At 56.1% G+C, this 22,738-nt stretch carries 28 protein-coding genes; 17 read left to right on the top strand and 11 right to left on the bottom strand.

Annotated elements, in window-relative coordinates:
• Positions 1-4: 4 nt before the first annotated feature.
• From Q1A71_RS22405 to Q1A71_RS22415, 3 genes are read right to left on the bottom strand one after another with little or no spacing between them, the layout of a single operon-like run.
• On the bottom strand, positions 5-787 hold the full coding sequence (locus tag Q1A71_RS22405; RefSeq protein WP_299682171.1) for a transglutaminase family protein: 783 nt from the start codon (positions 785-787) through the stop codon (positions 5-7).
• On the bottom strand, positions 784-1,143 hold the full coding sequence (locus Q1A71_RS22410; RefSeq protein WP_299682174.1) for a DUF4112 domain-containing protein: 360 nt from the start codon (positions 1,141-1,143) through the stop codon (positions 784-786). Before Q1A71_RS22410 ends, Q1A71_RS22405 begins: the two co-directional genes overlap by 4 nt.
• A gap of 5 nt (positions 1,144-1,148) precedes the next feature.
• On the bottom strand, positions 1,149-1,307 hold the full coding sequence (locus tag Q1A71_RS22415; protein WP_219505193.1) for a YqaE/Pmp3 family membrane protein: 159 nt from the start codon (positions 1,305-1,307) through the stop codon (positions 1,149-1,151).
• A 188-nt stretch (positions 1,308-1,495) separates the two neighbouring features.
• Here Q1A71_RS22415 and Q1A71_RS22420 point away from each other — a divergent pair, with 188 nt between their 5' ends.
• Positions 1,496-2,194 (top strand): Crp/Fnr family transcriptional regulator, encoded by a 699-nt coding sequence (locus tag Q1A71_RS22420; protein ID WP_299682178.1) that lies wholly within the window; start codon positions 1,496-1,498, stop codon positions 2,192-2,194.
• Between the two features lie 8 nt (positions 2,195-2,202).
• Here Q1A71_RS22420 and Q1A71_RS22425 read toward each other — a convergent pair whose 3' ends face one another.
• Positions 2,203-2,700, bottom strand: a complete 498-nt coding sequence (locus tag Q1A71_RS22425; RefSeq protein WP_299682181.1) for a ferritin-like domain-containing protein — start codon at positions 2,698-2,700, stop codon at positions 2,203-2,205.
• A 270-nt stretch (positions 2,701-2,970) separates the two neighbouring features.
• Here Q1A71_RS22425 and Q1A71_RS22430 point away from each other — a divergent pair, with 270 nt between their 5' ends.
• The 6 genes from Q1A71_RS22430 (at position 2,971) to Q1A71_RS22455 (ending at position 8,089) form a co-directional block, all read left to right on the top strand.
• Positions 2,971-3,465 carry a hypothetical protein gene (locus Q1A71_RS22430; RefSeq protein WP_299682184.1) on the top strand — a complete coding sequence of 165 codons (495 nt, stop codon included), beginning with the start codon at positions 2,971-2,973 and terminating at the stop codon, positions 3,463-3,465.
• Complete coding sequence (locus Q1A71_RS22435; RefSeq protein ID WP_299682188.1) at positions 3,462-3,863, top strand: phage holin family protein; 402 nt, start codon at positions 3,462-3,464, stop codon at positions 3,861-3,863. Before Q1A71_RS22430 ends, Q1A71_RS22435 begins: the two co-directional genes overlap by 4 nt.
• Entirely contained in the window at positions 3,853-4,971 is a 1,119-nt protein-coding gene (locus tag Q1A71_RS22440) for a DUF3618 domain-containing protein (protein ID WP_299682191.1), read from the top strand. Before Q1A71_RS22435 ends, Q1A71_RS22440 begins: the two co-directional genes overlap by 11 nt.
• Before the next feature lie 137 nt (positions 4,972-5,108).
• Positions 5,109-5,984, top strand: a complete 876-nt coding sequence (locus Q1A71_RS22445) for a YihY/virulence factor BrkB family protein (protein ID WP_366140332.1) — start codon at positions 5,109-5,111, stop codon at positions 5,982-5,984.
• Positions 5,985-6,000: 16 nt separating this feature from the next.
• Positions 6,001-6,981 carry an endonuclease/exonuclease/phosphatase family protein gene (locus Q1A71_RS22450; protein ID WP_299682197.1) on the top strand — a complete coding sequence of 327 codons (981 nt, stop codon included), beginning with the start codon at positions 6,001-6,003 and terminating at the stop codon, positions 6,979-6,981.
• Positions 6,982-7,024: 43 nt separating this feature from the next.
• Positions 7,025-8,089 carry an AI-2E family transporter gene (locus Q1A71_RS22455; protein ID WP_299682200.1) on the top strand — a complete coding sequence of 355 codons (1,065 nt, stop codon included), beginning with the start codon at positions 7,025-7,027 and terminating at the stop codon, positions 8,087-8,089.
• 35 nt (positions 8,090-8,124) lie between these two features.
• On the opposite strand, the gene Q1A71_RS22460 is transcribed toward Q1A71_RS22455, so the two are convergent.
• From Q1A71_RS22460 to Q1A71_RS22475, 4 genes are all read right to left on the bottom strand, one after another.
• The gene (locus tag Q1A71_RS22460; RefSeq protein ID WP_299682203.1) at positions 8,125-8,379 is read right to left on the bottom strand and encodes a GlsB/YeaQ/YmgE family stress response membrane protein; all 255 of its coding nucleotides are present in this window, start codon (positions 8,377-8,379) and stop codon (positions 8,125-8,127) included.
• 175 nt (positions 8,380-8,554) lie between these two features.
• Positions 8,555-9,385 (bottom strand): PRC-barrel domain-containing protein, encoded by an 831-nt coding sequence (locus tag Q1A71_RS22465; RefSeq protein WP_299682206.1) that lies wholly within the window; start codon positions 9,383-9,385, stop codon positions 8,555-8,557.
• 391 nt (positions 9,386-9,776) lie between these two features.
• Positions 9,777-10,295: a YetF domain-containing protein gene (locus Q1A71_RS22470; protein ID WP_299682209.1), complete on the bottom strand. Its 519-nt coding sequence runs from the start codon at positions 10,293-10,295 to the stop codon at positions 9,777-9,779.
• 250 nt (positions 10,296-10,545) lie between these two features.
• Positions 10,546-11,904, bottom strand: a complete 1,359-nt coding sequence (locus Q1A71_RS22475; protein WP_299682212.1) for an ISKra4 family transposase — start codon at positions 11,902-11,904, stop codon at positions 10,546-10,548.
• A 124-nt stretch (positions 11,905-12,028) separates the two neighbouring features.
• Between Q1A71_RS22475 and Q1A71_RS22480 the strand changes: the two genes are divergently transcribed.
• From Q1A71_RS22480 to Q1A71_RS22525, 10 genes are all read left to right on the top strand, one after another.
• Positions 12,029-13,252: a multidrug effflux MFS transporter gene (locus Q1A71_RS22480; protein WP_366140335.1), complete on the top strand. Its 1,224-nt coding sequence runs from the start codon at positions 12,029-12,031 to the stop codon at positions 13,250-13,252.
• Positions 13,249-13,533, top strand: a complete 285-nt coding sequence (locus Q1A71_RS22485; protein ID WP_299682218.1) for a DUF3817 domain-containing protein — start codon at positions 13,249-13,251, stop codon at positions 13,531-13,533. The genes Q1A71_RS22480 and Q1A71_RS22485 overlap by 4 nt, the downstream gene beginning before the upstream one ends.
• 1 nt (position 13,534) lies before the next feature.
• Positions 13,535-13,933: a CopD family protein gene (locus Q1A71_RS22490; protein WP_299682221.1), complete on the top strand. Its 399-nt coding sequence runs from the start codon at positions 13,535-13,537 to the stop codon at positions 13,931-13,933.
• Between the two features lie 168 nt (positions 13,934-14,101).
• Positions 14,102-14,467 carry a VOC family protein gene (locus tag Q1A71_RS22495; protein ID WP_299682224.1) on the top strand — a complete coding sequence of 122 codons (366 nt, stop codon included), beginning with the start codon at positions 14,102-14,104 and terminating at the stop codon, positions 14,465-14,467.
• Positions 14,468-14,688: 221 nt separating this feature from the next.
• The gene (locus Q1A71_RS22500) at positions 14,689-15,576 is read left to right on the top strand and encodes a LysR family transcriptional regulator (RefSeq protein WP_299682227.1); all 888 of its coding nucleotides are present in this window, start codon (positions 14,689-14,691) and stop codon (positions 15,574-15,576) included.
• A 62-nt stretch (positions 15,577-15,638) separates the two neighbouring features.
• A complete protein-coding gene (locus tag Q1A71_RS22505; protein ID WP_299682230.1) occupies positions 15,639-16,373 on the top strand; it encodes a DUF1499 domain-containing protein in 735 nt (244 codons plus the stop codon).
• Positions 16,374-16,477: 104 nt separating this feature from the next.
• Positions 16,478-17,398: a zinc-binding dehydrogenase gene (locus tag Q1A71_RS22510; protein ID WP_299682233.1), complete on the top strand. Its 921-nt coding sequence runs from the start codon at positions 16,478-16,480 to the stop codon at positions 17,396-17,398.
• Between the two features lie 17 nt (positions 17,399-17,415).
• On the top strand, positions 17,416-18,306 hold the full coding sequence (locus Q1A71_RS22515; RefSeq protein WP_299682282.1) for a serine hydrolase domain-containing protein: 891 nt from the start codon (positions 17,416-17,418) through the stop codon (positions 18,304-18,306).
• Between the two features lie 115 nt (positions 18,307-18,421).
• On the top strand, positions 18,422-18,748 hold the full coding sequence (locus tag Q1A71_RS22520) for a hypothetical protein (RefSeq protein WP_299682236.1): 327 nt from the start codon (positions 18,422-18,424) through the stop codon (positions 18,746-18,748).
• Positions 18,749-18,827: 79 nt separating this feature from the next.
• A complete protein-coding gene (locus tag Q1A71_RS22525; RefSeq protein WP_299682239.1) occupies positions 18,828-19,301 on the top strand; it encodes a GNAT family N-acetyltransferase in 474 nt (157 codons plus the stop codon).
• 219 nt (positions 19,302-19,520) lie between these two features.
• Here Q1A71_RS22525 and Q1A71_RS22530 read toward each other — a convergent pair whose 3' ends face one another.
• The 3 genes from Q1A71_RS22530 to Q1A71_RS22540 form a co-directional block, all read right to left on the bottom strand.
• A complete protein-coding gene (locus Q1A71_RS22530) occupies positions 19,521-20,924 on the bottom strand; it encodes an amidase (protein ID WP_299682242.1) in 1,404 nt (467 codons plus the stop codon).
• Between the two features lie 37 nt (positions 20,925-20,961).
• Positions 20,962-21,888 (bottom strand): AraC family transcriptional regulator, encoded by a 927-nt coding sequence (locus Q1A71_RS22535; protein ID WP_299682245.1) that lies wholly within the window; start codon positions 21,886-21,888, stop codon positions 20,962-20,964.
• A gap of 284 nt (positions 21,889-22,172) precedes the next feature.
• A complete protein-coding gene (locus tag Q1A71_RS22540; RefSeq protein ID WP_299682248.1) occupies positions 22,173-22,724 on the bottom strand; it encodes a TetR/AcrR family transcriptional regulator in 552 nt (183 codons plus the stop codon).
• Positions 22,725-22,738 lie beyond the last annotated feature (14 nt).

Here is a 22,738-nt window from a genome sequence, read left to right on the forward strand (position 1 = left end):
AATCCTATGCTTCGGAAATCGACACGTTGACCGATTTCTCGATGAGGGAAATCGGACCGAAGCTTGATAGGAATGCTACCTCGGCGGCATCCATACCGACTCCAATCCGGACGATCTGGGATGCCTCCGCCATGCCAGTGGCGTCGATCAGATGCCAGGTGCCGTCGAGATAGACTTCCGCGACCGCATGAAAATCCTGCGGCGTGACATGTGGCGCATAGACGCTGGCGAACCGGGCTGGAATGGCAGAGGCACGGGCGAGTGTGATCAGGACATGGGCAAAGTCCCGGCAGACGCCTTGTCGTTGGACGAACGTATCGATGGCAGTCGTCTGCGCGTTGCTGGAGCCGGGTACATAGGCAAAGCGCTCGAATATCCAATCGCGCATAGCAGCCACCCGCTTGCCCGCGTCCAAGTGACCAAACTCCCCTGCAACAAAGCTTTGGAGTTCATCGGAGGGGCAATACCGGGACGGCATCAGGTAGCGCACGATATCGCCGGGCAGCAGGTGAGGGGGAACCTTATCCAAAGCCGCGATCTCCAGCGAAGGCCGGTTGATCTCCACCTTTGTGGCATAGGCACATGCGAAGTTCTCCGAGGTTCGAAGCAAAGTCCGGCTTCCAAGACCTGCTTCGGCCGCTGTTTCTGCAAGCTGCTCCGGCGAGCCAACGTCAAAAGTCTCGGCAAGGACATTCTGGTCCGCAAAACTCGGTGCGCGGACCTGGAGGATCAGATCGATCGGTTGGCTTATATTGTAGGCGAGCCGTACATCGATATCGACAATCATGAAAAGTCTTTCGTCTTAGCCGAAGCATCTGACAGCTCCTTGCGCAGCAGCGCAAAGTTGCGGTTGTTTGCTTTGAACGCGAGGTCAAAAACATCGCCAAGGATCGGCACCGCACCGACGACGAAGTCGAGCCCTGTGTTCGCTGTCATGCGCAGGATCGTTCGTTTTCTCGCTCCAAGCCGGTAGCCTTTGTAGATGAGGTAGGCCGAGGGCCCGAGCGATGCGAGATCTCCCGCACCAGGGATCAGCCCCAGAAGCGCGTCCCACCCGAACCGAATGGGCGTGCCCGGAATACGAAACCGGCTGTCGAGCAGCGTCGACAGGTGATCAAGCTTCTCAATCTCGCTCGACGCCACCTTACTCACTTGCGCGCGACGATATAGACCGCGTGCACCAAACCGGGAATGTAGCCGAGCAAGGTCAGCAGGATATTGAGCCAGAAGTGTTTACCGAGGCCCACCTGCAAGAACACGCCAAGCGGCGGTATGATTACGGAAAGGATGATGCGGATAAGATCCATGGGTGCTCTTTTCTTAAAAGGTTTGGCGGTGTTCCGCACCGTATCGCAGGTTGCCGCATATTAGGCGAGGCGGCGTGTCTTAATCTGTGTTAACTTCTCATATGTCAGAAGAATATGAGAGTTGCCTCATCAGTCGTTTGTCCCGTTTCGTGTCTCTCACGGACCACGAGTGTGAGTTCATTGCGAACATGGAAAAGGATGAGCATCCTCGAAAAAAAGGCCGGCCGGTTGTCAGTGTCGGGGACCGGACAGAGGGCATTATGGTCCTCAAGACCGGTTGGGCCGTGGTCAAGGCGGACAGTTCGGATGGGCGAAGTCAGATCTTGCGTGTCTATCTGCCAGGCGAAGTCATGGGGCTGGCCGAGATCGGCTCGTCGCACGCCAACCACCGCATTATGATGCAGACGGATGGTGTTATCTGTCCGTTTCCGCGCGGCGGTCTCTCCCCACTTTATACTGAGTACCCACGCTTGGGTGCGCTGTTGACGGCTGTTGGCAGCCTCGACCAGATAGCGCTACGCCATCACGCCAGCAGCCTGGGATCAATGGATGCGGCAGGCAAATTGAAGTTCTGGCTATTGCAGCTTCGGTCTCGTCTCGAGGTTGCAAACATTGGCCTCGGCAACCGGTTTCAGGTCCCTTTCAGCCAGGTCGAAATTGGGCAGGCTGTTGGTCTCACGTCGATCTACGTCAACAAGCTTCTGCGCCGTTTTGTTGATAGCGGCGACATCGAAATCGAACGACCCTATGTCCGCTTGCTCAAGCGGGATGAATGGGAGAAGGATTGCGAGTTCGTCAATGCCTTCGTGGATATGGACACGTCATGGTTTCCACCCGCAATTGGGGCAGAAACCACGGGTGCAGCGGACCTCGCCAGATCGATCTGACGCTTAGCTCAGGCCACGGCGTCGCTGTTGATGCCGCCTGTGGCCAGCGCCGTCATTGTGCGGTCGCCCTCGTAGGACGCATCAAGACAGGTATTGAGTGCGGTCAGGTCATTGTCCAGCTCCAACCGGTCTGCGAATGCCGCAAGGCAGCCATAGCCCGCGATCGCGTAATGTGTCAGCCGCTGGTATTGCGTGATGATCATCGCGTCCTTGGTCGCGTCTTCGCCGAAGGTCTCTTCGATGGCATGTGCGCGGGCTTCCTTGACCAGACCTTCCATACCTTTGCAGTGTTCACCGCTCGGACTCTCGTCGTGACCTTCCGAAATCTTTTCGATCGCAGAAATGCCGTCCTGGATGCCATCGGCACCCGCGCGCAAGGCATCTGATAGATCGGTGTCGGTTGCTGCCTTCGCCATTTCCTTTGTGACGTCGAGGGCTTGTTTGTTGGCGCTGTAGATGTCCTTGAGTTGCTCAAGATAGAGGTCTTCCAGCGTATCGATGCTCATGTGGCGTCCTTTCGAGATGAGCCTCTACGCTAGCTGTAACTGAACCTCACAACAGACACGATGTGCTCTGCACAGCTTCCGATTGGGCAAATGCTAAACCAGATTAGCGTCTGCGACCCTCGGGGAACCAAAGAATTACTTAAGCTGTTCTAGACGGGAGTGCTTTTGATCATTCCCAGACAGAGGAGCCCCTAATGCACAATGTTTTTTATCTCATCGGACTGATTGTCGTCGTTCTCGCCGTCATCAGTTTCTTGTTCTGACCCTGAATTGGAGAAAGACATGACGACCCAAAATACACCCGATCCGAAACCATCGAAGTCTGCCGCTACGCAGGCCAAAAACACGGCTAGCGATGTGACTGAGCAGACGAAGACAGCTGCGCGTGATGTCGCACAAAATGCGGCCACAGCTGCGAAAGACCAGGCCGACAGCGCGAAGTCATCTGTGGCCGACGAAATGTCCGGCGTCGCATCCGCCCTGCGCACGGCTGCCGAAGAAATGCGCAGCGGCTCACCCCAGGAGCGCACATTCGGCCAAATTGCCGAAGGGCTGGCGGATGCATCCGAGGCCATGCGCAACAAGGATTTGAGCGAGATGGTACAAGATGTCAGCGCGTTTGCCCGCAAGAACCCGCTTGTCTTTCTTGGCGGCGCGGCCCTGATCGGTTTTGCAGCCACACGGTTTGCCAAAGCATCCAATGATCAAGGTCGGCAGACGACGCTTCACACACCCGGAACCGAGCGACATGGAGATTTCTCATGAGCGATGACAACACCAACAAAAGCGCCGGGGGTCTCCTGACGGACGTAATGGCCAATGTCAGCGGTCTCGTGCGCAACGAGGTCGATCTCGCGCGCGCAGAAATCAGCGAAAACGCCACCAAAGCAGCAGTTGCCGTTGGCTTGATCGCGGGTGCCGCAATAATCGCATTGGTTGCCTTGAATGTTCTGGCCGCCGCTCTGGTCGCCGCTTTGACCGAGGCTGGCCTTGATGCGGGATGGTCTGCGCTGATCGTCGGTGCCGCGCTCGGCATCATCGCCTTTGTCTTGATCAACAAGGGCGTCAACGATCTGAAACTCTCAAGCCTTGCACCGACGCGGACCGTGAAAAACGTCCAGCGCGATGCCGCAGCCGTGAAGGAAGCCTACGATGACAAGTGATACACGCAGCCCCAAAGAGATCGAACGCGAAATCGAAGAGCAGCGGTCGGACCTGACCTCCAATCTGGAGGACCTTCAGGACAAGTTTTCTATCGATACCGTTGTGCGCCAGATTGGTGATCAGTTTCGTGAACATGGTGGCGACATGGGCCGCTCTATCTCCAATCAAGTCAAGGCCAACCCGATCCCGTTGGCGCTGACCGGCATTGGTCTGGCGTGGCTGATGTTCGGCAACTCACAGCAACCGCAGCAGCGTCGTCACATTTCCGACGACTATGACGACGACCGCTACAGTGCGACAGAACGTGAGTTTCGCCGCAGCCGTGAGGATCGCGGTCTGCCATACACACCACCGACCACCTACGATACAGGCCCTTCCGCCGCACAACCATCCTGGGCCCGTGACGATGATGACAGCAGTTCCTCGATAGGTGAACGTATGTCGAGCGGTGCTCGGGCTGCGAAGGACAAAGCGGCGAGCGCTACACAATCAGCGAAAGATGGACTGGGAAGCGCAGGTGCCTCTATGGGCGATGCAGCGTCCTCAGCGAAGTCTGCAGTTGGTGATGCAGCGCAGTCAGCAAAGCAAAGCCTGTCCAGCGCCGGAGGCCGTATCGCCGAAGGCACCGAAGCTCTGACTGAAGAAGGTCGGAAGCGTGTCATCGCTGCACGGCAGAAAGCCGTCGAGATGCGCCGATCTGCCGCGCGGTCGATGTCTCAGGGGACCGATGCGGCTGCTGATTTCTACGACCAGCAGCCGTTAGTCGTGGGGGCGCTCGCCCTCGCAGTTGGCGCGGCCTTGGGCGGCGCGCTGCCGCGCACCAAAACCGAAGACGATCTGATGGGCGCGCAAAGCGACGACCTGTTTGATCAGGCCGAACGCATCTTCGAGGAAGAAAAGGCGAAAGCGCTGTCGGTGGCGGACACCGTAAAGGAAGAAGTCAAAGACATCGCATCCGAGACGAAAGCCGATCTCGACAGTGGTGCGCCGGGTGACAAATCTGCCGTTGAGGCGATCGGCGACAAGGCCAAAAACGCAGCGGATCGAGTTGCTGACAAGGCGAAGTCAGAGGCGCAAGACAAGGACTTGGGCAAGCCCAAGGCCTGAACGCATAGGGAGAGGGCCATTCGGCCCTTTCCCACTTTTCCGTTTTCCAACTCCGAGGTTCTCCCATGTCACGCGGACGCGCCGCCGAGACCCCCACAGAGCTTCCGGCGCTTGGCTGGAAGGACATCGCCTTTCGTGTGAAGGACGAAATCGCCGCCGACCGAGTGGGTCTGATTGCTGCCGGTGTTGCGTTCTACGGATTGCTGGCGCTCTTTCCCGCCATCACGGCCGTCATGGCAATCAGCGGCCTTCTCGTCGAGCCAAGCCAAATCGTTGATCAGCTGGAAAGCCTGTCAGGCCTCATGCCGGAGGAGGTGATTTCTATCGTAACCGCTCAGGCCACTGAGGTCGCCGGGTCGCGCGAAGGTGGGCTGGGCCTCGCCGCGATCTTTGGTGTGCTGATCGCGCTCTATTCTGCCTCGAAAGGGATGGCGAGCCTGATTGAAGGCATCAACGTTGCCTATGACGAGGAGGAGGAACGCGGATTTATCCGGCTGAAGCTGGTCACTTTTGCTCTGACGTTATTTCTCATGATCGGACTATTGGTGGCGCTCTTGGCCACTCTTGGAATGCCTGCTGTTCTTGCCGTCCTCGACTTCGGTGCCGTATTCGAATTCCTGATGACCGCTGGCCTCTGGGTCGGACTGTTCCTGCTGACTGTATTTGGCCTTTCCGTCCTCTACCGCTATGCCCCGTCTCGTGACGAACCCGAATGGAAATGGGCTTCGCCCGGTGCTATCGTCGCCTGCCTCATTTGGGTCATCGCTTCGGCGGGCTTTGCGTTCTACGTTGGTAATTTTGGCTCTTACAACGAGAGCTTTGGCACGCTGGCCGGTGTGATCGTTCTGCTGATGTGGTTCTGGATTTCCGCCTTCATCATTCTGCTCGGTGCCGAATTAAATGCTGAGATGGAAGCGCAGACACGCACGGACACGACAAAAGGCCTGGATGAACCCATGGGATCCCGTGACGCTGTGAAGGCTGATAGATTAGGCGACGCAGCGAACTCATGATGGTACAGTCACCGTCATGCTGAACTGGGTATTGTGGGCTCTGGCCCTATCCGTTGTCATCACCACGCTCTTGCCATTGACCAACAGCGTCACGTGGTGGGTCCGCATGTGGGACTTTCCACGCGTGCACATCGCGGGGGTAGCGCTGTTGACCCTCGCCGTCAGTCTGCCTTTCACAGTTTCCCTGAAGCCGCTGATGTCAACAGTCCTCGTCGCTGTCGTAATCTATCAAGGATTGCAAATCTTTCCCTACACGCCGCTGGCGCAGACGGAGATCGACCTCTCGTCTGGACAGGCCCCGGACAAGGAAATCACCTTGCTATCGGTGAATGTCCTGATGGAAAACGAGCGATACCAAGATCTCATTGCGATCCTCCAGCGCGAAGATCCTGACGTCTTGCTGCTCATGGAAACTGACGAAACCTGGAATGTTGCCCTGACCGAAGTTCTTAGCCGGTATGCGACTGTCGAAAAACATATTGCCGACGATCACTACGGGATGATCTTTGGCACGCGGCTTCCAACGTCACACGTTGAATTGCTGTGGCCTGCAGACGATGACACCCCTGCCGTTCGTGCGGTGCTCACGTCCCCCAGCGGAGTCGACTTCAACTTCATCGGTCTGCATCCGCGGCCTCCTGTGCCGGGCAACACAACCGAAGTGCGCGACAAGCAGATTAAGGATGCTGCCCTGATGACCCAGTCATCCGAACGACCGACTGTCGTGATGGGTGACTTCAATGACGTTGCCTGGTCCTGGACCACCAAAAGGTTCAGAGATTACGGTGATCTTCTCGAACCCCGGGTCGGGCGCGGCATGATCTCGAGTTTTCATGCGGATTATCCGTTTATGCGTTTGCCGATTGATCAGATGTTCATGACGAAAAACGTAGGGCTGGTCTCGTTCCGCCGATTGGAGAACTTCGGTTCGGACCACTTCCCCATGGCGGCGACTGTATTCATCGCTCAAAGTGAACGCGCAAGCAATGCAGACTGATCCCGAGCAAAGTCAACCTGCGACGGACAAGCGTTCAAATCGTGTGGAAATCGCTGTTATCGGTATCTTCAGCATCCTGCTGCTGCAGGCGCTTGTCTGGGCCAGCGATTTTTTGATCCCGGTGACGGCGGCCTGCCTGGGATATTTCGTGCTGAACAGACCCCGCAGGCTGTTGGCGCGGATTGGGATCCCGCCTGTCGCGTCGGCCGGCGTATTCACCGGTATTTTGACGGCGCTGATTGTCCTGCTGCTTGTCCAGCTCAGCGCACCGGCGGCGCAATTCATCGAAGACCTTCCGTCCCTGATGGAAGAGATCAAGGACAAGCTGGCCTCGGCAGGAGGAACCCTTGAGGCCATCAATGACGCGACGGTTGCAGCAGAGGAAATCATCGAGGATCAAGATGCAGAAACGGTGGCAGTCGAAGTCGTTTCGAATACCGGTATTGCGGCCACGCTGTTCAGCATGGCGCCTGGTTTCCTAAGCCGGATCCTTTTTGCGCTTATCCTGCTGTTTTTCCTGATCGCCTCGGGCGACATGTTCCTGACCAAGGCAGTGCAAAGCTTTGAGCGCTTCGCCGACAAACGGCGCGCCGTTGAGGTCGTGCATTCGATCGAGGATCGTCTGGGTTACTATCTCGGTGGTATCACGATCATCAACGCGGGGTTGGGCGTGGCCGTCGCCATCGCCATGCAGCTTTGGGGGCTGCCGAGCGCGATCATCTTTGGGTTTATGGCGTTCGGACTGAACTTCGTCCCCTTCCTAGGCGGCCTCATGGGGGCCACTATCGCCGCCGCTGTTGCCTTCGTGAGCCTTGATGGCACCTGGGCGGCTGCAGGCGTGTTCGCCACCTATATCGTGCTGACATCGATCGAAGGGCAGTTCATCACGCCGCTGGTGATTTCGCGAAGGATGCGCTTGAACACGCCTGTTGTGTTTCTGTTTGTCGCTTTTTTTGCTTGGATCTGGTCGATCATCGGAATGATCGTGGCCTTGCCGATCTTGATCGTTCTCAAGATCGCCTGTGACGAAACGAAATCCTTGCAGACCCTCGCACGGTTTCTTGGGGACCTTGATGGAGACACCGAAACCGAGCCTGAGAAAGCTTAGTCAGCCAGCGGTTTCGCCTGCCAGCTGACAATGAGTCATGTTTTGCTGCGGATCATCCGTGCTACAAAGATCAGCAAGCATGCGCCGGCCGCAGCGACGACCAACTGACCAATCCAGCCGCCCAAGGTCGTGCCGATGATTGCGATTAGCAGCCAGTTCAATACCAGCGCGCCGACGATGCCCAGCACGATATTCATCAGCAGGCTCTGATCAGTTTTCATGATCTTCTCAGCGATCCAGCCCGCAAGCGCGCCGATGATCAGTGAGCCGATCCATCCTATTCCAGTCATTGTGTTACATCCTTCTCTGATCGCCCGATCGGGGCCCTGAATTTGTCCAGCTTGCGGTGCCGTCGTTGGTCTTACCAATGGGTGGGCAAACACGGAGTTGGAATTGAGAATGCTGCCGCCGGAGTACCAGCGACAGCACATATCTAACGTCCATCGTACTCGATGGACTTGAGCGTCAGCCTTCGTATTCGGGCTGCGCTTCCAGCGCTTCTTGCGTCGCATCGATATAGACGCGCAAATCGCCATCACTTTGCAGGATTGTCAGTTCTTCCATGGTCACGGCAACGTGGTGTTCGCCAAGCCCCAGAAAGCCGCCCACATCGATAACCGCACGGTCAATCATCCCGTCATCTGTCAGAAGCAGCTCGCCGACTTCGCCGATGTCTTCATCTGCCGCGCTATAGACGCGCGCACCTGTCAGCATCTCGGTGTTCAATTGCTCGATCTCAGCGGGCTCGTAACCGTCACGTGTCACCGCAGGGGCGGTCAGCCGCATACGCTCGTCGACGTCACGCATGTCCGCATCAGCCTCCGTTTCCATGTCGGCGCCCCGGTATTCGGGAGCGTCTTCGACACCAGCTACGCTCGCGTTCACCACGATGAAATACTCATCCGCGTCTTCGCCGTCTGAGACAAATTGAAGCTGCGACATGTCAATTGCCACTTCGCGCTCACCAATGCCCAGGAAGCCGCCGACGTCGACAATCACAGAGCCCACGTCGCCTTCCCGGGTCAGGACGATCTCGTGAATTTCACCGATGTCGTCCCACTCCCGCTCGTTCTCCGGCGGCAGCATGCCATCGCTCAGGTCCATTTCGGATACATAGACACGGGCTCCGATTAACTCGGAGGCATTCAAGTTCACTTCGGCATCGAATTGCATGTCGGAAAACGCCGCGGTGTGGCCATCGGCATCGGCTGGGGCGGCCAAAACAAGCGCGGTGGCGGCACTGGCTAGAAAGGTTCTGGCCGACGAGCGAAAGAGTTGATGGTTTGAGTCTGTCATCGGGTATTCCTTTGAAATGCCAGAGTATCGAGCCGCAGTAGCTGTCTTGCTCCCGCAGGTCTCAGCTTCTGGCGTGGGTTAAACTGCACGCCGCCTGATCGGTGTTAATCAGGTCGAGTGTTCCATCGTTTCTTGGTGAGGACGATGGCGGTGTTTGCAGTTTACCGGTGCGGCGAGCGGAGATGTCAGGACAAGCACTAATCTGGGACAAGGTTTCGCCGAAAGATCGGCGGGGACGCGATGGTTTCGCCTTTTGCATTCAGAGAACAGTCAGCCATTTCTGACAGCACAACTACAGTAACGCTGGACAAATAGGACCTTTCATCGACAGCGCAAATGTTAGCTTTCGGATCGCCCGCTAGCTACGATGTGATCGCCCGCACGCTAAACTTCACGCGACGGTTTTTACTCCGTAAAGGAGCACATCGTCCAAGCTCTCACCGTGCAGCACAGAAATATCTCCGGTGGCTTCGAGCACGACGGCGCGAACTTCGCTGACATGCAGAACGTTTGCCTCGCGAAGCTTGGCGATGACGTCACTGCGAGAAGTTCTGGTGCGTGTGAGTGCGGCTTCCAGAAACTCACCGTCGCGCATCAGTAGGGTAGGTGTGTTGTCGATAATGCCCTCGAAATCATCACGTTTGGCGCGAGTGCGAGATACTGCGTACTGGATGCTGAGAAGAGCTGTGATGGCGATCAAAGCTTGCGCCATTGCGCTCCAAGTCGTTGCCTGTACACATCCCGCAAGAAGTGAACCAATGGCAACGGTGGTGACAAAGTCGAATGAAGTCATTTTGGAAAATGCACGCAGACCGATAACACGCACGCAGATCACCACCCACGAAAGGCCGATAAAGGCAAGCAATGTGCCACGAAGTAGGACGTCGAGAGCGGAAATGTCGGTGAACATCAGCTTGCTTTTCGCGGCTGAGAGCGTTGTAGAAGAGGTGTGTGAGGGTCAGAATGGGCACGAAAGACACTACGCCGAGGTAGCGCTCGTAAATGCCATCGATTTCTGTGGGCAAAAAGAAGATGTCATGGTGCTGTTAATTCCCGGACGCTTACCTCAAAGAACTGAGCAAAATCAGTTACTGGTTGTGCTGTTATTTCCTGGATTGTATCCTTAATTTCTGGACTGGGGAGTGGAAAGAATGTGGGAATCAAGCCGCGCGAAGCTGTCCTTTGCCAAGCCTCCCATCCAAGACCGCGGCTCTGACTGTTGCCACTCGATGCGCGCCTTTCGGGGACCAACGCATCCGGCGCTTTTTGCCCATGCGAGCGTTGGCTATGTCATTCACTAGACCTTCTGCTCGCGATGTAGAAACCGCCTTTCCGCTTCGACGTCGTAGATCATAGTCGACGAGCGCCGCACGATTGTATTCCAGATAGGTCTGCAGCTCCATTGTTCGTGCAACTGCCGAAAACGCTGCGTCGTTCGTTCTACCAACAGTTTGACGCCGCACGCGCATGCCAAATCTGAAGAGCACCTCAATGGCATCAAGCGCCCGCGCTGTTTGGCCATGCCATATGCGCCAGCGCAAATTTTGCACCAGTGTCTCGACCTCGAGACGCACTGGGTCGTCCAGCAAAGAAAACAGAGTTTGGAATGTCGTTTCCACATGTCGGATGCGTATTGAAATATGCCACCAGTCCAGGATGTGCCTGACATCCGCACCTGTGGCATCCCTCACCAACCGCGGCAATGCAGGGTCACCATCGGACAGGACGGTAACAGCAGTGCCATCACGCCATCCAGCAGTTTCCAGATTTTTTCGCAGATACGCGCGTGGATTGTTCGCACCGATCACGCTCAAACCAAATCTGCGTTTCTCGCGCCGCTCACTCTCGATGGAACCAACGATAATCTCAACGTTTCGGCGTTGATATTCCGGTCTTGATCGAACGTAGGCGCTATCCAGAAACACTGTAACATCGGAAGGATTTGAGCGCTGGTCGGCTTCTGTGGTCACAGAAAGTTCGCTGCCGGCAAGGTCCTCAGCGATGGTTGCTAGTCGATTGCGGATCGTCACGTGGTTCTGCCTGGCGCAAGGTGTGAGTTCATTAAGAAGCCGCGCAGCTTCCCGAAAGCTATGGCGCGCTCCCAATTCCGCCTGCAATCGCCGAAGCTCTGGCGTGGCATGGTCCGGCAAGAGACGGGTCAAAGGAGAACGCGCGACTTTCAGCGTAGGAAATCCAGGGAGCCCGCACATGCACATTCGAACCCGCGGTACCTCGACGGTTACCCGACCGAAGAGCGTGTCAATGTGGCGTTGGCGGCGATCGTGAACCGTTAGATATGTTCCGCAAAAACGACAGACGCGCTCGATTTCGCTGATCTCTTCGACCTGATCCTGAAGCAGCGCACGCTGAATTTCCTTCAGCAGTGATTTTGCATCGGCCAGACACAGCCCAAGGTCTTCGCTCGACGCATCTATCGTGCGGCGTTCCAGCATACAAATCTCATGTGATCGCGTCTCGCCCCAACCAAATTCCGTCTCCAACTTGATCCTAAATTTCATCTCCATCCCTCCTGTAGAAACAGCGAGACTTTAGATCAGAAACTTCTGGTATCCCCGCATTCTTTCCACTCCCCAGTGACACCAGCCAAAAACCGGGCGAACTGACAACCACGCGTCGCCGCGAATAGGCCAGTGCGTTAAGACAGAATATCTGTTGCTGATCTCGTCGCTCAGCGCAATCTCGGCCCTGGGAACTGATATTCTGTTGCCCGGTCTTAACTTGATTTCGGATGAATTTCACCTGCCTGAACCGGTGGATATCCAATACGCGGTGTCGGGCTTTTTCCTTGGCATGGCTTTGGGTCAATTGTTCGTAGGCCCGTTATCGGACCGCTTTGGGCGAAAACCGGTTGTGCAAGTTGGATACGCCGTATTCGTCTTTGGCTGCGCTTTGTCGATTTTCGCACAAAGCTGGATCGCAATTATCGCGGCCCGTTTCCTGCAGGGGCTGGGGGCCGCTGCACCACGCGTCGTGTCGATGGCCATCGTTCGCGATGAGCACGACGGTACCGCGATGGCGCGCATTTTGTCGATCACCATGGCAGTCTTTATCCTGGTTCCGATCATCGCACCGGCCTTGGGACAGGGTTTGATCTATCTCGGTGGTTGGCGCGCAACGCATGTTGCCTTGGCAGTTCTCTCCATCCTGGTTGTTTTTTGGTTCACTGTGCGGCAGCCGGAAACCTTACAGCAAGAAGACCGTATCTCCCTTGGAGGCTGGGCAATCCTGTCGATCGTTTCCCAGATCCTCCGGTCGCGGCAGGCGTTCGGATACACCGTGGCTTTGGGGCTGATCACCGGTGCATTCGTCTCGTACCTGAGCACCGCGCAGGCCATCTTTTTGGGTGTTTTTGAGACCGGTGACCTTTTTGCCTTCTACTTTGCGCTTTCCGCAGCATCGCTTGGGGCCGCCGCACTGTTGAACTCTTGGCTGGTGTCCCGATTTGACATGGTTGCGCTGACGAAATTTGCGATGCTGGCAATCGTTGGGGTCTCGCTTGCCTTTTTGGCTGTGATCGCGGGGCAGGGTGGCGTGCCGCCGCTGTGGCAATTCATGGGATGGTTGTTGGCAGTGTTCTTCTGCCTGGGCCTGATTTACGGAAACCTTCAGGCGCTTGCGCTTGAACCGCTTGGGCATATCGCGGGCTCGGCCTCAGCATTCGTGGGCTCGATTTCGCTGCTGATTTCTCTGCCATTGTCAGCAGTTATCAGCGCGCAAATCAACGGCACAGTTTACCCCTTGGTGACAGGCTTTGCCCTCCTGGGCATTGGCTCAGCCCTCGTAATCTGGCTGGTCCACTTTGGTCAAAAGATCGAGCGCGCCGAGAATGAAGGCGAGCGCCAATGACGATTCTGAGAAGCGTTCTTCTGTTGGAATCAACGACACTCATACTGTTGGTTGGCGTTGCTGTGCCTCTGAAATACTTGGCGGATTTGCCCGTGGCGACCTCGATCATGGGCCCGATGCACGGCCTTGCTTTCATGAGTTTCGTTTGGTTCGTCATCCGGTCGCGGGCCGAAGGTATCATCGATGCCTACGGGACCACCCGACTTGTCGTAGGGGCCTTCATTCCAGGAGCAGGTTTCATCAACGAACGGTGGCTAAATCGTCAGTCTGAGGAGGAGTAAGATGCTCTACGAAATCATAAAGGCGGCGCATCTCGTTACGCTCTTTGTTTGGATTGGTGGCATGACCGCCGTAGCGCTTGCCCTCCGGTACCCGGTGGACGGATTTCTGAAGCCGATGAAGGCCTACGACCGAATTGTGACAACACCAGCCATGATCCTCGCCCTCTCATTCGGCATCGTGCTAGGTGTCCAGGGGAGCTGGTTTGGCTCAGTCTGGCTCAGCATAAAGATTCTGTTGGTTCTTGTGCTTTCAGGCTTGCACGGTGCGTTGGTTGGCAAGCTGCGTCGGGCGATATGGGAATGCCCAGGAGGAGCTGAGCCGAGTGGCCGGTGGTTTCTGCCGATTGGAGCGGCGTCCTTGGCGCTGATCGTCCTATTGGTGACCATTAAGCCCTTATGAACGGTTTGGTCGGTTTCGATCTGCCTTAAAAAGTGAATTTTTACATTGTGGGCTACACATCAAGAAATGTGGGATCGCGTCCAAGGTCGAGACAGGGCGGTCCTAGGTGACTTTTGGCGAAAGAACTTCTAGCTGCGTTTGCTCCAAGCCTGCAGAGATCCCAAACTAGTGGATGCAAAGCTGGGCATAAAAAAGATCTTGCTGCGTCGGCAGTTTTTTTTCGATGCCTTGTTTGGCGCGCTCAACGGCACCCGAGTATACACCCTTGAGAACATGATCGGGTATGGTTTTGGGACAGGTAAGCCGATGATCGTTGTCACATACCCCTTTGACGGACAGCCTGCCTCGAATGGGAACGGCACAATGATTGCGCTTGCTACAAGTGACAGGGACCAAGTCGATAATGTCCATGCAATTGCGATTGAACATGGTGCGACCGACAAAGGGGCTCCTGGTAAGCGCGGACAAAATTTCTATGGCGGTTGCTTCCGGGACCTCGACGGAAACAAGTTCAACGTAAGCCTGTCATCCTGACCAAACTGAGCCTTTACCGCTGGCTCTTCGGGGCAGGTGATCTTCTTCCTGTCGCTCGCGCCAGTTTCACATCGCCAGTTTGTGCGAGGGCACAGGGGCCGGGTCTGCTCCACGAAGGGCTGCAACTTTTTATGCCAGACCCAAACCTATACGTTTTTCAGTACCAAACTGCGAAAAGACGTTGGTTTTTGTAGGATCTCCGCGAATGTATAACCGACGTCATGAACTGGAATTCGATATCTTTCGACTGGAACCAAGCCCGGGCCTTCCTTGCCGCCGCGGAAGAACGTTCCCTGTCCGCTGCCGCTGACGTTCTGGGTGTCACTCAGCCAACGATCACCCGGCAAATCGCAACTCTTGAGAAGGAGCTCAAAGTTGTCCTGTTCGAGCGGACGGGGCGCTCCGTATCGCTGACACCGGTAGGGCTGACCCTTCTTGAACATGTACGGACGATGGCGGGAGGAGCGAATATGGTGTCGCTTGCGGCTTCCAATCAGGCAGAGGACATCGACGGGCTTGTGCGGGTTTCAGCTGCAGATATGACGGCCGCTTACCTTCTGCCGCCTGTTCTGGATCGTCTCAAAGACATTGCACCCAAACTCGAGCTAGAAATCCTTGCCGAAAACAAACTCAGCGATCTGCTCTTGCGAGAGGCCGACATCGCCTTGCGACACGCTCGACCGGAGCAGCCGGATCTCTTCGCCAAACTTGTTTGTGAGGACACCGCGAGGTTTTATGCGACCGCCAAGTACACAGAAAACTTCGGGCAACCCAAGCGTGACGACGATCTATCGCATCATCAGTTCGTCAGTTTTGGCGATATCGACGGCATGCTCGCCCACCTGACTTCACTTGGCCTGTCACTGACAAAACAGAACTTCCTTTACGCGTCGCAGTCTCAAATCGTCGAGTGGGAGATTGCGCGCCAAGGGCATGGTGTTGCAGTCATGACGGACCGGATCGCGGGGAAGTTTCCCGAATTTCAGTCAGTGCTGGCCGAAATTGAACCATTCACAATCTCGACGTGGCTGGTCGCACATCGCGAGTTGCAATCCAGCAAGCGAATCCGCCTCGTGTTCGATCTCATTGCGGAGAGCTTGTCGCCCTAGCCGCCCGAGCGAACGCTCACACACACTTTCAATCCCCAAAAATTCGAAGAGAGGTTTCCCCAATGCATTTCGCTGTCTTTTTGCCTTATCTAATCATTGTATCAGGCCTCGCCCTGGGCCTGGCACGGATGCGTCCTGCGATGCGTCCCTGGGGCATCTGCATGATCGGAGCTCTAAGTGGTCCCGGCGCCGTCGCAGTGCTTTTTGCAATCAACCAGATGCCGCCTTGGTATTTGCTCGCAGTGTCACTTGCTCCTTTTGCCGCCGTTCTCGCCATGGTCGTCAGAGACCTCAGCTACCCGGCCATCAATGACGTGACGACGGACATTCAAAATCCGCCCGAGTTCACCGCTGCGCCTGGCCTACCCGAGAACTCGGGGCGCGATATGACCTATCCTGAGAGCTTTAATGCCAAGGTTCGGAAAGCTTATCCGCATCTTCAGTCTTTGAAATCAAACGAGCCTGCCGACCGTGTCTTTGACATTGTAGTTGAAGATGCAAGACGCCAGCGCGGGTGGCATGTACACAATGCGGACGCTACGGCAAGAACCGTCGAGGCAGAGGCTGTGACGCCCTTCCTGGGCTTTGTCGATGACGTCGTCATCCGGGTGACTGAACAGGACGGGATAACGTGCGTCGACATGCGGTCCAAGTCGCGCGAAGGCCTTGTCGATGCCGGAAAGAACGCCAAGCGGATCACTGGCTTCTTTGAGGGCTTGAGGCGCAGCAGTGCGCGCTATCCCAGCCGCGAAGACTCCAAACTTACCCACATCTCGCATGAAGGCGCTTTGTCATGAACCAAGTGCCTTCCCATCAAGTCGTTGTGCATAGACGTGGCGGTCCCGAGGTTTTGTCTTGGGAGCCAGTTCAGGTCCGCTCACCGGGTGCTGGGGAAGTCCGCGTGCGTGTCGAGGCCGCAGGCGTCTCTGGTTTTGATTTGATGATCCGGGGCCATTGGTTCTTCGGATTTACAAAGACACCCTATACGCCCGGCGAAGACTTCGTTGGCATCGTGGATGCCGTCGGGCCAGAAGTCACCAAATTCAGCATTGGCCAAAGGGTTGCTGGATGGACCTTTGGACAGGGTGGGGGTTACGCGGAGGTGATCGTCCGTCCGGGTAACACGTTGGTTCCAGTACCCGACGGCGTTGAGCCTGTCACCGCGGCCGCGATCATCACAAACTACCTCACCGCATCGCTCGTGCTGGACAAGACGGCCAAAGTTCGATCCGGTGAGCGGCTCTTGATCCACGGTGCAGCGGGTGGTCTTGGCTCTGCACTACTCCAGCTGGGCGGTTTAGCCGGGTTCGAGATGTTTGGAACAGGAAGCGGGAATTCAACCGACTTCATTGCCGACAACGGCGCAGTCCCGATCAACTACCGGACGGAGAACTTTGTCCACCGCATTCGCGATCTGACCGACGATGGGGTGGATGTCGTTATTGATGTCGTAGGTGGTCCTCGCCAGCTCTGGCGCTCCAGCCGATGCCTCCAACGTGGAGGACGGTTGGTCATGCTAGGCATGGCATCAATCTACAAATCCGGTGTCGCCATCATCCCGCTCAGTCTGTTGACCGCAGGTGCAGTGGCGCTTTGGCCAAATGGTGTGAGTGTGCCCATGTCGCCGAGCATGTTGAGCTTTCCGGCGAAGAACCTCGGCTGGTATAGAGATACGCTGACCGGCTTGCTGGAGAAGGCCGCAGCAGGTCAGCTAAAGCCCGCAATTGCAGCAGAGGTGCCCATGTCCGAGGCATCCAGAGCACACGCGATGCTCGAGGCCGGTGGTCTGGTCGGCAAAGTTGTGTTGACCTGCTCAAAATGAAGTTCGTTCCTCAAGCGATGAGCTCACAGACAATATACCATCATTGGATATCCTCCGATGGGCGCGAGGACGGGAATGGTCCTGCCGGTGCGTTGGTCCCTTATTGGAGCTTCACAAAGACAGTGATCTCAATCTGCGCACTTAAGCTTGTCGAGGCCGGTTACCTGAGGTTGGACGCTGTCGTACCGGGGCAGCCATTCACTCTGCACCATCTTCTGCAACACACGTCAGGTTTGCCGGATTATGAATCGCTGCAATCATATCGAGCGGCCGTTGCAGAAAAGAAAGAGCCGTGGTCTCGCCAGAGATTCCTGGAGGCGGCTATGGCCCGAGGCATGCTCTTCGATCCTGACCACGGTTGGTCGTACTCCAACATTGGCTACGGGCTCGTTCGCGAACTGATCGAAGAATCCACCGGTATGCCAATTGGCAGGGTGATCTCGGACCTCATTTGCCAACCTTTGGGATTGCAGAGCGTGAACCATTGGGAAACGCCCGAACAAACGGCTTCGCTGATCTGGGATGAAGCTGACGGCTATGATCCGCGTTGGGTCTTTCACGGCTGTCTGATTGGTTCTGTTTCGGATGCAGCGCAGCTTCTGCACGCACTCTTCCGAGGTCAGCTCGTCCGTGAGCAAACACTGGGCGACATGCGCGCGCGCCATGTCATCGGCGGCGCAATTCCTGGGCGACCATGGACTGAGTGTGGCTATGCGCTTGGTCTGATGTCTGGTGCGGTCGGCGACGTCGGGCGCGCGATCGGACATTCGGGAGGGGGCCCGTTCAGCGTAAACGCTGTCTATCATTTCCCGGACAGAAGAGACCCCGTCACAGTGGCTTGTTTCACGAGTGGTCAGAATGAAGGCGTCGCGGAGTTCGAGGCCGTCAGGATAGCCGGTGAGGTCTAGTGCTTACCCGTGTTGGCCTTTCATCGCGCCATCGCTTCGGAATAGCCAAGCCACTCTCATCTATCCAAAACCAAGTGCGTCCAGTGGCTGACGCACATAACCAATGGGCTCCTTCATGGCGAAACAAAAGAAATCATATGATCTCGAGATCAGCATCGGTGATGAGCTGACCAAGGAAACAATGATGGGCGTTGTCGAGCGCGCGGCGAAGGCGACAGGATTGTACATCTCTCACATTGGAGGCTATTCGCGCGTCAAATACCCCAACTCGGTCCACTGGCATTTCAAGAGGCACAAGAAAGAGCCCGGTTTGATTGATGCCACGTTCTGGGAGGAAGGTGCGAAATTCTGGCTGGTTGTCCGGAACAATGAACCAGAATGGGTTCATGAGACGGCACCGTTGCTGCTGAAAACTCTGAAGGAAGATTTGGCCGGACTTTAGCCAATGCTCTCGTTTGCATAGTCAAGACAGTCTGGAGAGAGCACTCAAGTGACAGTCCGCCCCGCGAAAGGAACAAAGCTTGAAAGGAGACATTACATTTGCCCGGTTGAGCGAAGTCGCGCCAGCCGAGATCGCCGCCCATATGTCAGATCCACGTGTGGCGGAACATATGCCCCTCTTGCCCATGACTTGGGACACTGAAGTTGCGAGGAAATTCATTGCCGGTAAGGAGCAATGCTGGGAGCGCGACGGTCTAGGGCACTGGGCGTTTCTTCTCGACGGTCGCTACATCGGATGGGGCGGCTTCCAGAAGGAAGGCGATGAATGGGACCTTGGCCTCGTTTTGAAACCTGATGCGTTTGGCCTGGGGCTTCGCATTGCGCGGGACGCTATCGAATTCGCCATAGCTGACGACCGCATCCCTTATGTCACATTTCTATTGCCGCCATCGCGCAAGAACTTGCGCGCACTCCCAAGGCTGGGAGCGAGGTACGTAGGCGAGGTCACATACGATGGGGCGAGGTTTTTCAAGTACCGGCTTGAGACTAGCTGAGGGGCCGCCAAGCGACTAAGAATTCAACGGATAGACCGGGCCAACGGAATAATGGTGGCTGTACGCGCTCAGGTTATTACCTTTCGGGTTCTTGCTCATAGACAGTAGTGTATGAACGTCACCTGCCAGCGTCGGCGCCAACACCAAAACACTGCGATCGCTCCGACGGTGCCGCCGAGCCTAGACCAGATCATCGCTGCATGTTCAATGAATAAGCGGCTACTCGCTTGGGACGACCGGCTGGAACAATACTGCTTCCAACTGCGCCGCCAAGGACAGCAGCTGCACATCAGCGCCGGGCTTGCCAACCAATTGCGCTCCGATTGGCAAACCGTTGCCGTCTTGGCCCAAGCGCAAAATGACAACCGGCCAACCCAAGACGGTTATCGGCAGTGTAAATTGCGTAAGCGCATCAAAATAACCTAGCGGCCCGGCACCTGTTTCAAAAACGGTGTCGTATGAACGCACGCCGCCTTGGTCACGCACTGGAAGAATGTGTCGGAACGCACAGATTGCCGTCACGGGCAAGAGCAACGCATCGAGACGCTCAAAGCTGGCCTCCGCAGAGGTACGATGGTTGGCAAGAAATTCGAGACATTCCATATGGCGATCCGTACTGCGTCGGTAGCCTTTATGAATATGCCTGATGAAACCCTTAGACTGATCTGCCGCGCGTTTGTCACGTCTCATCATCCAACGGATCAGCCAAGGGATCAGTGCGCCCGTCTCGTATCCAATCATCTCACCGCCAACTCTGTAGACGTCGGCATCAAAAAGTTGCCCCATCGAATCTGTCTCGGTTTGAAAGCCTCCGGCGTTCAGGCGGGTCTCAACTTCGCGCCAAGCAATAAGAGTGTCTTCGTCAACTGGCGATTGATCCGCAGGAGACCAAACACCGACGGTGGGCTGAGTTGCTCGCTTTGGTTCAGGTCCAGCACTGGGTTCAAGCAAACGCCAAACCGTGTTCAGATCGGCAACCGAACGTGCCGTCAGCCCAAACCGCGCAAAATGATCTAAGCAGTTTTTGCCAGGCAGAAGGCCATCATTGGGCCAAAGCCCTTCTGTTGGGGTGTAAGATGCGACACCACACCATGCAGCTGGTATTCGGAGTGAGCCACTCAGGTCTGCGCCCACATCAAGTAGGCTCATCCCGCTTGCGACCGCGGCTGCGCCACCACCCGTACTTCCACCGGTCGTGAACGCCGGGTCATGTGGATTGCGGGTTGGCCCACGTCGAACATTGGCTGTTTGAAAGTCCATCGCATGTGGGGGGAGGGCTGTTTTGCCCGTCACCACGGCCCCAAGCGCTTGCAGGCGGGTAACGAGTGAGGCGCTCCTGTCGTCGACTTTCTTAGTGCAGCGTTCTAGCCCGAATGAACGGGGCCAACCTGCGACAGCGATTTGGTCCTTTATGGAAATGGGCAATCCGTTCAGAGGTCCGCGAACTTCGATAGGGCAAGTTTCGTCGCGCAGTTCAAAGGCGTTTACGATCCTTTCAACCGCATCGCGCCTTCTGGTCAGCTCAAGATAATGTTCGATCCGGTGCTGCGTATCTGCAATCTGTCGAGCAATCTCTGCCAGTGAAGGGATCGTATCAAGGGCGAGGAGGGCGTTTTGGGTCATGACGGTGCCGTGCTATGAAAACACCGCAGCGATACGATCAGATTAGAGTTCCCGCTTTTCCATTCGTGCTTTTTTGCGTCACCGGGAAATAGATAAGTGCTGACAACTCCGTCTCGGGGGCGTTTGGATTGGCGGAAAGATAAGTCTCGTACATCCAAGCCTTGCGGAAACTGAGTCCAAGCTGGTCAAACCCCGCACGGACAAAGCGATGCCATGTCAAATGTAGCCCGGCGTAAGGGCCGAAATGTGGAAAAACCGCAAAGAGCCCACCGGGCAATAGACGCCGGTCAGTTGACCAATCGAGGGGCTTGTCCTGTGACAGGAGCACGCCATAGTGGGCAGTGGCAGATGGGTCGTCGAACCCTCTGGGTCCTTCCGGAAATGCCGTTGCCATTTCTCCTGCCCGCTCATCGATTTCTGTCCACAGCTCCTGGAAGCAATGATTGATCGCAGCCAAATCACCAAAGTAGCGCCCATTTCGCACCCCCTTTGATGTGCGGTAGCAAAGCCACTGGTCTGGCACGTCGACCAAATCACATTGGGCATTCAAGGCGCGGGACGACAAAGGCAGCAGGAAAGGACGTGGAGGGAGCCCCTGTCGTTCCTCGGTCAAACCGTGCATGCGGAAGGCGTGTGGGGTGCAGCCGAAATGGGCAGTGAAAGCGCGGGTCAGCGCCGCATGGGTTTGAAATCCCACGTCTAATGCGATGTCAATCACGCGGGCTTTTGTTTCTTGCAACGCCAGAGCCGCGCGTTCCAACCGACGACTCTTAATGTAGCCGGCCACGGTTTCACCCGTAACCCTGGCAAACTGCCGTTGGAAGTGATGCTGTGCCATTCCTGCATCACGTGCGAGCGTGGCAGTTCGCAATGGGGCCGCCAGATCTGACTCGATTGCTCGGCAAACTTCGCTCATTCTCTCTGCCATTGATTGCGTTTTCGCGTTCTTGATTTTGTCTCTCATGTTTAAGTTGCACAATCACTTACAGTTTATGGCCAGAACTATACCGAGGCCATCGAAGGCCCAAACGTTCCGATGAACCAAAAGCACGTATAACCAGCCAACGATTCGGTATGGTGTGGCAAATTTCCAAGCTGTCCCTGTCGCACGAGTGACCAAAAAGTGGGTCTGTTTGCAATTTGCCTATTTGCAGGTTTCGAGCCTACACTAATCGCGACCGACCGCGGCTGCGTTCTCTGCGGCTGCCGCAATGCAATGTCAAAAGTAGTCACCATGCACGGGCTATCTCAATCCGGGTATCTTGCTTCTAGGGCAGACTGCAAAAGGGCGGCAAGATTTGGGCCAACGATCGTGTAGCTGTCTCTGAACACGTGTTGGGCCCCCACAAATGCCGCATACTCAAGCTGCGCGAGCAAGCTGGCCTCGTCGGCTGACATATCGAAACGCTTCGCATACATTTGCGTGACGTACTCAATGCGTTGGTTATCGACGCGTTCAACGGCTTGCTGAACGCGCGCGTTCTGGCTGGCAAGAAGACGAACGCCGACTTCAATCGAGGGATCGAGTTTGGTCGCCAGATCAGACAGTTCTTGCGCGCGCTGCCCGGCATCATCGATTTCGTCCAACGCATCTATGACTGGTTGAGTAAAGGTTTCGTGCCAGTGCTCCATGAGCGCATCGATGAACGCAGCCTGGTCTTCGAAGTGGTGATAGAACGAGCCAATCGTTTTGTCGGCTTCAGCGCAAAGTTCCTTGACTCGGAGCGCTTCCGGTCCCTTTGAAGCGAGTTCCTGTAAGCCGAGAGCCAACCAGTCCGACTTCCTGAAGCGTATGGTCATTTAGTTCACCTGCG

The sequence above is a fragment of the uncultured Roseobacter sp. genome (assembly GCF_947493125.1).
GTDB lineage: Bacteria > Pseudomonadota > Alphaproteobacteria > Rhodobacterales > Rhodobacteraceae > Roseobacter.

What these genes read in the sequence shown, in the direction of transcription:
- Q1A71_RS22500 (WP_299682227.1), top strand. Translation starts at nt 14,689, where the DNA reads ATGAACTGGAATTCGATATCTTTCGACTGGAACCAAGCCCGGGCCTTC.
- Q1A71_RS22460 (WP_299682203.1), bottom strand. Translation starts at nt 8,379, where the DNA reads ATGACTGGAATAGGATGGATCGGCTCACTGATCATCGGCGCGCTTGCG.
- Q1A71_RS22440 (WP_299682191.1), top strand. Translation starts at nt 3,853, where the DNA reads ATGACAAGTGATACACGCAGCCCCAAAGAGATCGAACGCGAAATCGAA.
- Q1A71_RS22405 (WP_299682171.1), bottom strand. Translation starts at nt 787, where the DNA reads ATGATTGTCGATATCGATGTACGGCTCGCCTACAATATAAGCCAACCG.
- Q1A71_RS22505 (WP_299682230.1), top strand. Translation starts at nt 15,639, where the DNA reads ATGCATTTCGCTGTCTTTTTGCCTTATCTAATCATTGTATCAGGCCTC.
- Q1A71_RS22465 (WP_299682206.1), bottom strand. Translation starts at nt 9,385, where the DNA reads ATGACAGACTCAAACCATCAACTCTTTCGCTCGTCGGCCAGAACCTTT.
- Q1A71_RS22490 (WP_299682221.1), top strand. Translation starts at nt 13,535, where the DNA reads ATGCTCTACGAAATCATAAAGGCGGCGCATCTCGTTACGCTCTTTGTT.
- Q1A71_RS22420 (WP_299682178.1), top strand. Translation starts at nt 1,496, where the DNA reads ATGGAAAAGGATGAGCATCCTCGAAAAAAAGGCCGGCCGGTTGTCAGT.
- Q1A71_RS22475 (WP_299682212.1), bottom strand. Translation starts at nt 11,904, where the DNA reads ATGAAATTTAGGATCAAGTTGGAGACGGAATTTGGTTGGGGCGAGACG.
- Q1A71_RS22415 (WP_219505193.1), bottom strand. Translation starts at nt 1,307, where the DNA reads ATGGATCTTATCCGCATCATCCTTTCCGTAATCATACCGCCGCTTGGC.
- Q1A71_RS22530 (WP_299682242.1), bottom strand. Translation starts at nt 20,924, where the DNA reads ATGACCCAAAACGCCCTCCTCGCCCTTGATACGATCCCTTCACTGGCA.
- Q1A71_RS22435 (WP_299682188.1), top strand. Translation starts at nt 3,462, where the DNA reads ATGAGCGATGACAACACCAACAAAAGCGCCGGGGGTCTCCTGACGGAC.
- Q1A71_RS22540 (WP_299682248.1), bottom strand. Translation starts at nt 22,724, where the DNA reads ATGACCATACGCTTCAGGAAGTCGGACTGGTTGGCTCTCGGCTTACAG.
- Q1A71_RS22470 (WP_299682209.1), bottom strand. Translation starts at nt 10,295, where the DNA reads ATGTTCACCGACATTTCCGCTCTCGACGTCCTACTTCGTGGCACATTG.
- Q1A71_RS22515 (WP_299682282.1), top strand. Translation starts at nt 17,416, where the DNA reads ATGAGCTCACAGACAATATACCATCATTGGATATCCTCCGATGGGCGC.
- Q1A71_RS22425 (WP_299682181.1), bottom strand. Translation starts at nt 2,700, where the DNA reads ATGAGCATCGATACGCTGGAAGACCTCTATCTTGAGCAACTCAAGGAC.
- Q1A71_RS22485 (WP_299682218.1), top strand. Translation starts at nt 13,249, where the DNA reads ATGACGATTCTGAGAAGCGTTCTTCTGTTGGAATCAACGACACTCATA.
- Q1A71_RS22450 (WP_299682197.1), top strand. Translation starts at nt 6,001, where the DNA reads ATGCTGAACTGGGTATTGTGGGCTCTGGCCCTATCCGTTGTCATCACC.
- Q1A71_RS22535 (WP_299682245.1), bottom strand. Translation starts at nt 21,888, where the DNA reads ATGAGAGACAAAATCAAGAACGCGAAAACGCAATCAATGGCAGAGAGA.
- Q1A71_RS22520 (WP_299682236.1), top strand. Translation starts at nt 18,422, where the DNA reads ATGGCGAAACAAAAGAAATCATATGATCTCGAGATCAGCATCGGTGAT.